This is a genomic window from Oleiphilus sp. HI0123 (assembly GCF_001635315.1).
Window position 1 is genome coordinate 1 of record NZ_LWGE01001093.1, and the last position, 8,606, is coordinate 8,606.

Annotated in this window: 7 protein-coding genes and 1 pseudogene; 3 read left to right on the forward strand and 5 right to left on the reverse strand. The window is 43.9% G+C overall.

Translation table 11 applies throughout. The annotated features are described in order from the left end of the window. Together A3761_RS10735 and A3761_RS29005 are read right to left on the reverse strand one after the other, a co-directional pair. A partial coding sequence (locus A3761_RS10735) for a methyl-accepting chemotaxis protein (RefSeq protein WP_068750201.1) occupies positions 1-1,719 on the reverse strand: 1,719 nt, incomplete at its 3' end. Between the two features lie 315 nt (positions 1,720-2,034). After that, on the reverse strand, positions 2,035-2,247 hold the full coding sequence (locus A3761_RS29005; protein WP_068509449.1) for a LysR substrate-binding domain-containing protein: 213 nt from the start codon (positions 2,245-2,247) through the stop codon (positions 2,035-2,037). Between the two features lie 119 nt (positions 2,248-2,366). Between A3761_RS29005 and A3761_RS10745 the strand changes: the two genes are divergently transcribed. Next, positions 2,367-3,089, forward strand: coding sequence for a nitroreductase (locus A3761_RS10745; RefSeq protein WP_068509447.1), 723 nt, complete (start codon positions 2,367-2,369; stop codon positions 3,087-3,089). A gap of 36 nt (positions 3,090-3,125) precedes the next feature. Here the strand turns inward: A3761_RS10745 and A3761_RS10750 are convergent, their stop codons facing one another. Both A3761_RS10750 and A3761_RS10755 read right to left on the reverse strand, forming a co-directional pair. After that, a complete protein-coding gene (locus A3761_RS10750) occupies positions 3,126-5,057 on the reverse strand; it encodes a beta-propeller domain-containing protein (RefSeq protein WP_068509444.1) in 1,932 nt (643 codons plus the stop codon). Positions 5,058-5,070: 13 nt separating this feature from the next. Then, positions 5,071-5,922 carry a DUF6502 family protein gene (locus A3761_RS10755; protein ID WP_068509442.1) on the reverse strand — a complete coding sequence of 284 codons (852 nt, stop codon included), beginning with the start codon at positions 5,920-5,922 and terminating at the stop codon, positions 5,071-5,073. 171 nt (positions 5,923-6,093) lie between these two features. Between A3761_RS10755 and A3761_RS10760 the strand changes: the two genes are divergently transcribed. Next, positions 6,094-6,990: an alpha/beta fold hydrolase gene (locus A3761_RS10760; RefSeq protein ID WP_068509440.1), complete on the forward strand. Its 897-nt coding sequence runs from the start codon at positions 6,094-6,096 to the stop codon at positions 6,988-6,990. A gap of 84 nt (positions 6,991-7,074) precedes the next feature. Here A3761_RS10760 and A3761_RS10765 read toward each other — a convergent pair whose 3' ends face one another. Further along, a complete protein-coding gene (locus tag A3761_RS10765; RefSeq protein WP_068553312.1) occupies positions 7,075-8,082 on the reverse strand; it encodes a GTP-binding protein in 1,008 nt (335 codons plus the stop codon). Positions 8,083-8,391: 309 nt separating this feature from the next. Between A3761_RS10765 and A3761_RS10770 the strand changes: the two are divergent. Next, positions 8,392-8,606 (forward strand): annotated as a pseudogene (locus A3761_RS10770) (cytochrome c); the annotation flags it as partial.

Sequence of the window (8,606 nt, forward strand, 5' to 3'; positions counted from 1 at the left end):
TGATCCACTTTTGAGTCGATCAATCATTTCTTGTATTTCTTCTGTGCTTTGTTGAGTGCGTCCTGCCAAGCCTCTAACTTCATCAGCAACAACAGCAAATCCTCTACCGTGCTCACCTGCTCGCGCAGCTTCGATTGCGGCATTGAGAGCAAGGAGGTTTGTTTGTTCCGCGATTCCAACGATCACGTTGAGGACGTTTACAATTTGATTGACCTCATCTTCAAGTGTTGAGATGACGCCTGTGGCATCCTCAATTTCAGCTGATAAACTGCCGATAGTCGAGATTGCTTCGGTGACAATTTGTTCGGCTTCTTCACTGACAATTTTCGCTTCGGTCGCACTTCTCGCCGCATTTTCGGTATTTTGAGCAATTTCTCGACCACTTGAGGACATCTGATTGATGGCTGTAGCGATTAGGTCTGTTTGACGTCTTTGTTCGTCTACACTCTCATTTGTTCGTTGAGCAACGTTGTCCATTTCCGTGATCTCTGCCGACATTGTTACAGAACGACTAGATACCTGGCTAATAATGTTATGGATGTTATCAAGGAAGCTGTCAAAGTGATTTCCTAGGGTGCCGAGTTCATCCTTTGACTCCATGTTGAGACGCAGTGTGAGGTCTCCTTCTCCTTGTGCTATGTCTTCAATTCGCGTGCTAATTTCGTTTAAGGGGCTGAGGATTGAGCGCAGTAGAAGTAAAGAGAAGATAATCACAACCACGACGCCGCCAATTGCAGTCATCGTCATAACGCTTAGTGTCGCCTGTTGAATTTGATTAATGACATCGACTTCATTTTCAACTACTCGATCTCCGCTTTCTTCAAATTTACCCAACTGCACCAGGAGTTGGTCAGCAATTGTGATGTATTTGATATGAGTTGTTTGATATGCGTGAGTTGCTGCAAACAGCTTTTTTGTTAGTTCTTCATGTTTGTCTAAGTGTTTTGTGTAGGCCTCTTCATAACTAAGGTTTTGCCATTTGCTTCCTGCATTTAATTTGAATGCACCAGTACTGAACATTTCCTTTGCTGCTTCTTTTTGGAATGCGAGCGCTTCGTTCAGATTGTATTGTGCGGCACTATGCTCTTCGCTCTTTGCGATAAAACGAGCCATATGGTAGAGACCAGAGAGTAAGCCGATACTAGACTCCATTGCGCCATCGGCAGCCAACCACATATTATTTAGGCCAGTATCCCATGTGACTAATTGAGAGGGGGACTTTTCTAGTTGTTCGACCGTTGAATCTCCGATTGCTTCTATTTCGCTACTTAGTTTGACGAATTTTTCTGCATTTTCATCATATTGATATTTTAAGAAGGCAAAGTCTTTATACTCTTTTAGCACTTCTTCGAGCAGCTTTTTATACTGACTTTTGTTTAAGGAAAAATTTTCGATTTGAGTGGCGTCCATGAGCCCTGCATCGCGGAGCTGATCTATCGCTTCATCGGTGCTTTGTTGGGCTTCCTTGATTGACTCTAGCCCTTTATCGTAATGATAACCTTGAAAGATTTTCTCTACTGCAAGCATTTGAGCTTCCAGACCAATTTCTGCCTCCATCGCTCCATCAGCGCTGTCCCATGCTGGACCCACGATAAATGATAGGTTATCTGATAGCTTACTAATACCATTAAAACCGATCAGTCCAACCAAAAGGATAACGAGTGTGGATAGGGCAAATCCAGATATTACTTTTAGACGTATTGTTGCATCGCGAAACATATTGAAGGCCGTTTGATTGAAGGAATGGCTTGTTCTTTTTGTATTCAGTATAGACAGGGTTAGAGATGTGGCAATGAAAGGTATTTTGGCAGCGATATCTCATGGTGACTGTTGATAAGTGAATGAGGTCAAACTCGGCTGATTTGCTCATCTTGCTGTTTTGAGTAGTTTGGAATTCGAAGCTTTTTTCTCGAACCGGTATTCGACATTGCGGCGTCAACCTTTTAATCGAATCTGGCCAAGCTGACACTCACCTTGAGTATTAAGACGCATCGACAAATTGATCTAACATAAAATCTATAAAAACGCGTAACTTTAAAGGCATAAACTCAGTTGAGGGGAACAGTAAAAAAACTTCATGGGGGTATTCTTTTGTCCTGAGAACAGTTCGACGAGTCTCCCGGCTTTAATGTCCTCTTCGATAAGATAACTGGGGAGCATAGAGATTCCCATACCTGCCTTGACCGCCTGATAAACCGATAATACGTCATTTACGACGAGCTTCTTCTGCGTGTCATTAACGTGCATTTCTGGGAGAAGTTGCAGATAACGCAATAGTATCTTTCATTATAGGTTATATATAAACCAATAGCCCGTGCTTATACTTGCATACACACCTTCGAAATATTGGTACATGAGGACGAATTATGAAACTTTCTGAAGCCTTGAAGACGCGCCGTAGCATTCGTCAATTCACACCTGTAAGTATTCCGGATGATGTCTTGGAGCGCGTTATCAGCAAAGCATTGCTATCACCCAGTGGAGGTAACTCTCAACCTTATCGAATTGCAATTGCTAGCGGTAGCACAAAAAATAAGATAGCTGACGAATTATCTAGCAAGTTCGCCAAAGCTAGCCGGATTAAGCGCCTTCCGTTACCAAGCAAAATTTGGCAGGGGTTAACAAGTGGTGTTTTGCCCGACGGCGATTATAACCCCGACGTCAGTTACCCTGATGAGCTTAAGAAACGCAAGTTTGATTGTGGCATGGGGCTATACGAAACACTGGGCATTGAAAGAAGTGACTACGAGGCACGTGAGGCGCAAATGCAAAAGAATTTTGAGTTTTTTGGTGCGCCCACTGCAATTTTTATATTTATCAATGACAAACTTGGTCTTTATAGTGCTTTGGACGCCGGTATCTTTATGCAATCACTCATGCTCGCTGCCGTAGAAGAAGGGTTGGGGTCCTGTCCTCAAGCCGCTATTGCCACTTGGGCAAGTCCGATCAAAAAGCATTTCGATATAGAAGAAGACTATAAACTGCTATGCGGTCTTTCGATCGGTTACCCTGCCGAGCATAAAGTGAACACTTATCAACCGGCAAAACGTAGCGTCGAAAATGTAATGTTTGCACCTACATCTAAGTAAGCTTGACGCTTCGACAAGCTTAAAAAAGGGTTTCATTCAGTCAGCGGGGTTAGCCAGGTCATCCCACAATTCTGTGATCAAGTATCCTCTATGAGAGTAGTGAACGTGAGTGCCAGTGAGAACCCCTCGGTCGTAGGATGAATAGTAATAACTACCTGACTGCCCGGTGCCGAGTTCGCTACCGACTATGCTTCCGGCTTGATTTAGACTAGCACCCTCAGGGTGTTCAGTATCTCTGACCTCAAAAAGATAGTAGGCGTCTTTTTGCCACTGCCAGTCCTCTAATATGCTCGCTGAAAAACCTAGACGCCATGAGTGTTCATCGTTGCCGGGTAAGATACTTAAGGCCGTATGAGTGTATTCGGCAGGAGAATATGATGTGTCGCCTTCAAGCAGTACTTCATTCACTAATAGCGGGTTGCTCATATCGCTCACGTCAAACAGTGCGAGTTTGATATTATTTGTTGCGACGCCACCTTCCGAGCCGCGGCCTAGGCCAAAGACAAGTGTATCGCCGAAGGGGTGAAGGTAGTTTGAAAAGCCGGGCAGTTCTAATTCACCTGCGACGCGAGGAGAGTCGTGATTAGATAGGTCAAGTACATAAAATGGGTCGATTTGTCTAAAGGTCACGATATAAGCTTTGTCACCGTCAAATCGAACACTGTAGATTGACTCTCCTGGTTTTCCGATAGCTTCCGGAGCCGATTCATTAGGGATTGTTGCATTCAGGTTCAGCTCTGTATCATCAATATTGATGGTATGTAGCCGATGTATATTTCTCTCTGTGCTGGAATGGTCAGTGGTCACGACTCGCAGATGATCCTGATACTCGCTAAGTCTGAACTGTTCATTCCAGCCTACTTGGCCGCTTAGGGCTACGCTTCCAGCAAACTCTAGACCATTGTCCGAATAGTCTAGCTTGTAGACCGTACTGCTATAAGATGAATCATTTGCGTTTTCGTAACTGTATTCATTTTCTACCATATACACGGCGTTCAATGATGCGTAGATTGTGGCAATGGGGGCGGCGATGCAGCTGGATTTTATATCTGAAAGCGCCATATCATGTGAAGCGCCAAGGTCGATTTTAGTAACGATAGCCAGGGTAGGTTGTGTTGAATCTTCTGGCTCGTTAGGAATATGGCAATCATTTTCACCTAGTAAAATCTTTGTTTGGCCATTTAAGGTGACGCTTGGGAGTAGGTCTTCTAATGTGGCCTTGCTGATTAATGACTCGTTACGGCTAATATCATCTTCTTCATAGGGATAGATTACATAGTCGTCGAGGTAGGCACTGTATTGGCTAATGATATAGAGCTTTGAGCCGATTTTTCGGCTGCTGACATACTGACCCTCTATCTGTATAGATGTGGTTTTGTCTATGGTGGATTCAGGTGTTTCCACGTCATACATATCAATACTGATACGGCTATCACTCCAGTGCCAGAAGTAGTCGCTATAGACTTGAGCGTATTCGTTAGCGATTGAAATAAGTTTTTTGTTTTCGAGTGTTTCTTCCAGATACAAGCCCTGTAAGTAATGACGTGAAGTAGAGAGGGTAATGGTATTGAGCGCTTCGTGTTTACCTGTCTGTTCCGATAATTCAAATATATTGATGTCGGAACCTCCATTGTAGCTGTATATCAGGTTTCCGTCGGTCTTAAGCCAGTCGAGTTCATCGACTCCTGTTTCTTGAGTATTAGTTCGGGAGTAGCTATCGCTTGACTCGTCAGAAGAGGCATCTGCACTTCCATCGCTTTCGAGTACGGGGGCATCGAGGCAAATATCGCAATAGCTAGGGTTCTGGTTATTCGAAGCAATTCCGTGCTTTAAGTAGCTTTCCAGAGGGCCGCCCGTTCCGGTAATTCCGCCATCATTCTCGGACTCACTACAGCCAACGAAAACAGATGACAGTAAGCTCAAGGTGAGAAGAAACAAACTTGGCTTAAGTTTATGTTGAATGTCCATTGCAGTTGGTCCTTTAAACTTGGCTCGATTTATTGTTGAGCTCTTCGAAATAATAAATTCCAACTCCCGCTCTGTACTGATTGGAAGCGTGTTTTTGTTCGGCTAATGGCATGTCGTGCTGTGCAAGCCACTTATTCAGCTTGAGCAACAATTTTTCATTTTCTTTTTTGCTGTATTGTTTAAATTCTTGAATAGAGTCACTTGATAGGTGCAAGTAAGCAACAGATCGTTGGAAGCGAGGTTCGTCTGAATCTGGATTTAAATTGTTGCTTAGTGTGGATATTAAATCGTGTGCTGATTGTGCGGCGACTTCAATCTGATCAAGGCTTTCGGGTATCGGGATATAGCCGGATTGGTTTAGCCGTAGGTGTTCATTTTCAAGTTTCTCCACTGCACCTAAACGGGTAAGTTCTTCAAGTAAGGTCGTTGTATGAATATCGCCACTATATTCTTTGACTAAAGACTCAAAACTTGGTGTGTCAGCGTTACTCGAGCTAAAAGGGAGGTCTAGCGGTGCGTTTTGATCGCGGCTATAAGCCGGCTCCCTAAGCCATGCGTTAATGACTCTCTCTGCCCGGTTGGCAGGTGTGGTTGTGGTGGGAATCTTGCTTTCATCAAGTTCTTTACGAATTCGTGCAACCTCTTTTCGATGAAGTCCGCTTAAAATCGAAATTCTAGAGGTGCTCTGGGGCTTTCCATCGACAGTGAACTCTTCTTCTGCAACGGCCACATAGGCATGTTTTACCCATTCGGCAAAGTCAGAGAAACCGACTCCTGACCTCAGGAGTATGCGCACCAAAGGTTTCATCATAAAGATGACACATTGGCTTAAGGTGTTTTTGTAGCTTAACGTTTCTTTGTTCATATTGGGAATATATTCCCAATATGAACAAATATCAAGTGAAACTCGCTAAGGCAAACTGGTCATTGCCACCGAATTGTATTGCCCGAACTGACACAAAACCTTCACATCGTATCTCCGATCGGCATCTAAACTTAAACCCATTGTTATTGTTTTTTCCTCCGTGCTGTCACCATGCCTAAAGCTGTATGTAACGATGTAAGTATTGAATACGAGACCTTCGGAAACCCTAAAAGGCCTGCCGTACTTCTGATTATGGGTTTAGGTGCCCAGATGATTGTTTGGCCTGACCGGTTCTGTCATCTGCTTGCTGAAGAAGGTTATTACGTTATCCGATTTGATAATCGAGATATTGGCCTTTCTACCAAGTTTGATCACTATGCAGCTCCTCGTGTGTTGAAACAGGTATTGGCAAACTGGTTTGGCTTGAAGATAGACGCACCCTACGATCTATATCATATGGCCCACGACGCGGTCTGTCTGCTTGACCACCTAAAGTGTAAACAGGCCCATATTGTCGGAGCTTCAATGGGTGGCATGATCGCTCAAATCATTGCTGGTATTTATCATGATCGTATTATTAGCTTAACCTCGATCATGTCTACGGCAGATAGTCGTGGTTTAGTGATGCCTTGGAATATGAAGCTGGGGCTTCATTTGCTTAAGTCGAGCCAGGCTGCCGAAGAAGAACAGCTAGACCTGAAAATGGAAACCGTCCGTTTGATTAGCAGCAGGACTCACCCGCCAAAGCAAGAAGAGTTAGAATCTCGACTCCGGAAAGCTCTGGCGCGCGATGCTGAAAAGTACGGTACAAAAAGACAGCTTTCTGCGATTGTAGCGACTAAGAAAACCAAAAAGATTACACAGCGAGTCAATGTCCCCACTTTGATTATTCATGGTGCCGAAGATCGGCTCATTCCTATCAAGTTCGGAAGAAAAAATGCTGAACTGATTGAAGGTGCTGAATTCCGCGAGATAGAAGGGATGGCGCATGACTTTCCAAGACCCCTTGTTGGCTATCTGGCTTTTGTGGTTAGCAAGCACTTAGGAAAATCCTCTGATAGCGAATAGCTTGGCTAATGAATCGAATCACGCCGATGCGACCTTAAGGGATCAAAGTACTTTAAATTATCTAAAAGAGCGTTTTCGAAAAGACTAGTTGAGCTCTGACATGCAAGCCATCAGTTCAGTTTCGATATCAGCAGATAAGCCCTTGCCAATAATTTCAATCCGGCTTTCCAGGCATTCATCCAGTGCTACCTCGGTTAAGGCATCTGTTGTTAGGTTATAGCCGAATACTCCCTCGTCAGTGATAAACACGGCTTTCATTCGTTCAGCATTGACTCCACTCAAGAAGTTGAAAAGTGCAGCATGGCTAAAGGTCTTATCTGGCGAAAAGCGCCAGCCGATACTTTCGTAGCCCTCTCCCTTATTTGTTGCTTTTAAAAAGCCTGTTTCCGGTATAGGCGAGTCCATGAGTAATCTAGGTGCGTCAGATTCATGATGGTGATGTTTGGCTGTTACCACTGATGATGTCGGCCCATTCAAAAGTGCGATGTCGATATTTCCATAACTTGTTAGTACAACAGGAGGGGCTTTATCCATTGTTTTCTTAATATATTGGGTGAGTTGTGCTTCATCTCCGTCTTGGTAAAGGTCACTTTTGTTGCCAATGATCATATCAGCAATCAATATCTGTTGATTGAAGGTATCATGCTGGGTGTAGCGCTCATCGCTTAGCTTTCGTGCATCGACCAATGTGAGGGTCTTTTGTAGGGAGAGTACTTGTTGATAGTGTTCTGCCGACAGTACTTCTAAGACTTCTATTGGGTGGCCTAGCCCAGTTGGCTCGATCAGCAAGCGGTCGGGCTTGGCACGTGAAAGTAACTGGTTTAAAGCAATTTGCATCGGTAAGCCCGATGCACAGCACATACAGCCGCCTGGCACCTCTTTAATAAATACGCCTTGTTCTTGAGAGCTCTGGCCTTGAAACAAACTGCCGTCTACACCAATTTCGCCAAATTCATTGACGAGTACCGCCCATCGTTCGTTATCGGGTTTTTGTTTGAGTAAGTTCAGAATCGCAGAAGTTTTTCCGACACCGAGGAAGCCAGTGATGATATTGGTGGGTACTGCCGAGACCGTTTTTGCGTCGATGGTCATACTAGGTTTTTGCCTTATATAAGTTTCGGACTGTGGTCAGGGCCAGCAAGCCGGGTAATGATCGGTAGAATATATTCGAGAGTATAAACATAATCGTGCTGACGCACACGATTGTCTGTCTGACACCTTATGTATAAATAGACCTCAACATATGCAATTCTTATGTTTACTATAGTGAGAAACGACCCGCTAGTTTGGTTTTGCTTCACCTGAAGGCATTTTCGTAGTTAACTAGAGAGATTAAATTAAGTGATTTATAGGCGTAAACTTCAACTAACGCTTGGTGGAAAATTGATTAGGTACGAGTTCATGAACAGAAATGCAGTGATTATAATTTTGGCTATTTTTTCCATTTCAGCTGTCGCTTATGGCCATGGCGGGGCGACCGGTATTATTAAAGAGCGTATGGATTTAATGGATAATCTAAAAGGCGCTATGAAAGAGCTAAAACCGATTATGCGAGGGCAAAAAGAATACGACGCTGAAACTGTAAAGAGGAATGCGCTTCTGATCCGAGATCATTC

Excerpts from the sequence above, each read along its gene's own strand:
- A3761_RS10755 (WP_068509442.1), bottom strand. The coding sequence starts at position 5,922 with ATGAACAAAGAAACGTTAAGCTACAAAAACACCTTAAGCCAATGTGTC.
- A3761_RS10745 (WP_068509447.1), top strand. The coding sequence starts at position 2,367 with ATGAAACTTTCTGAAGCCTTGAAGACGCGCCGTAGCATTCGTCAATTC.
- A3761_RS29005 (WP_068509449.1), bottom strand. The coding sequence starts at position 2,247 with ATGCACGTTAATGACACGCAGAAGAAGCTCGTCGTAAATGACGTATTA.
- A3761_RS10750 (WP_068509444.1), bottom strand. The coding sequence starts at position 5,057 with ATGGACATTCAACATAAACTTAAGCCAAGTTTGTTTCTTCTCACCTTG.
- A3761_RS10760 (WP_068509440.1), top strand. The coding sequence starts at position 6,094 with ATGCCTAAAGCTGTATGTAACGATGTAAGTATTGAATACGAGACCTTC.
- A3761_RS10765 (WP_068553312.1), bottom strand. The coding sequence starts at position 8,082 with ATGACCATCGACGCAAAAACGGTCTCGGCAGTACCCACCAATATCATC.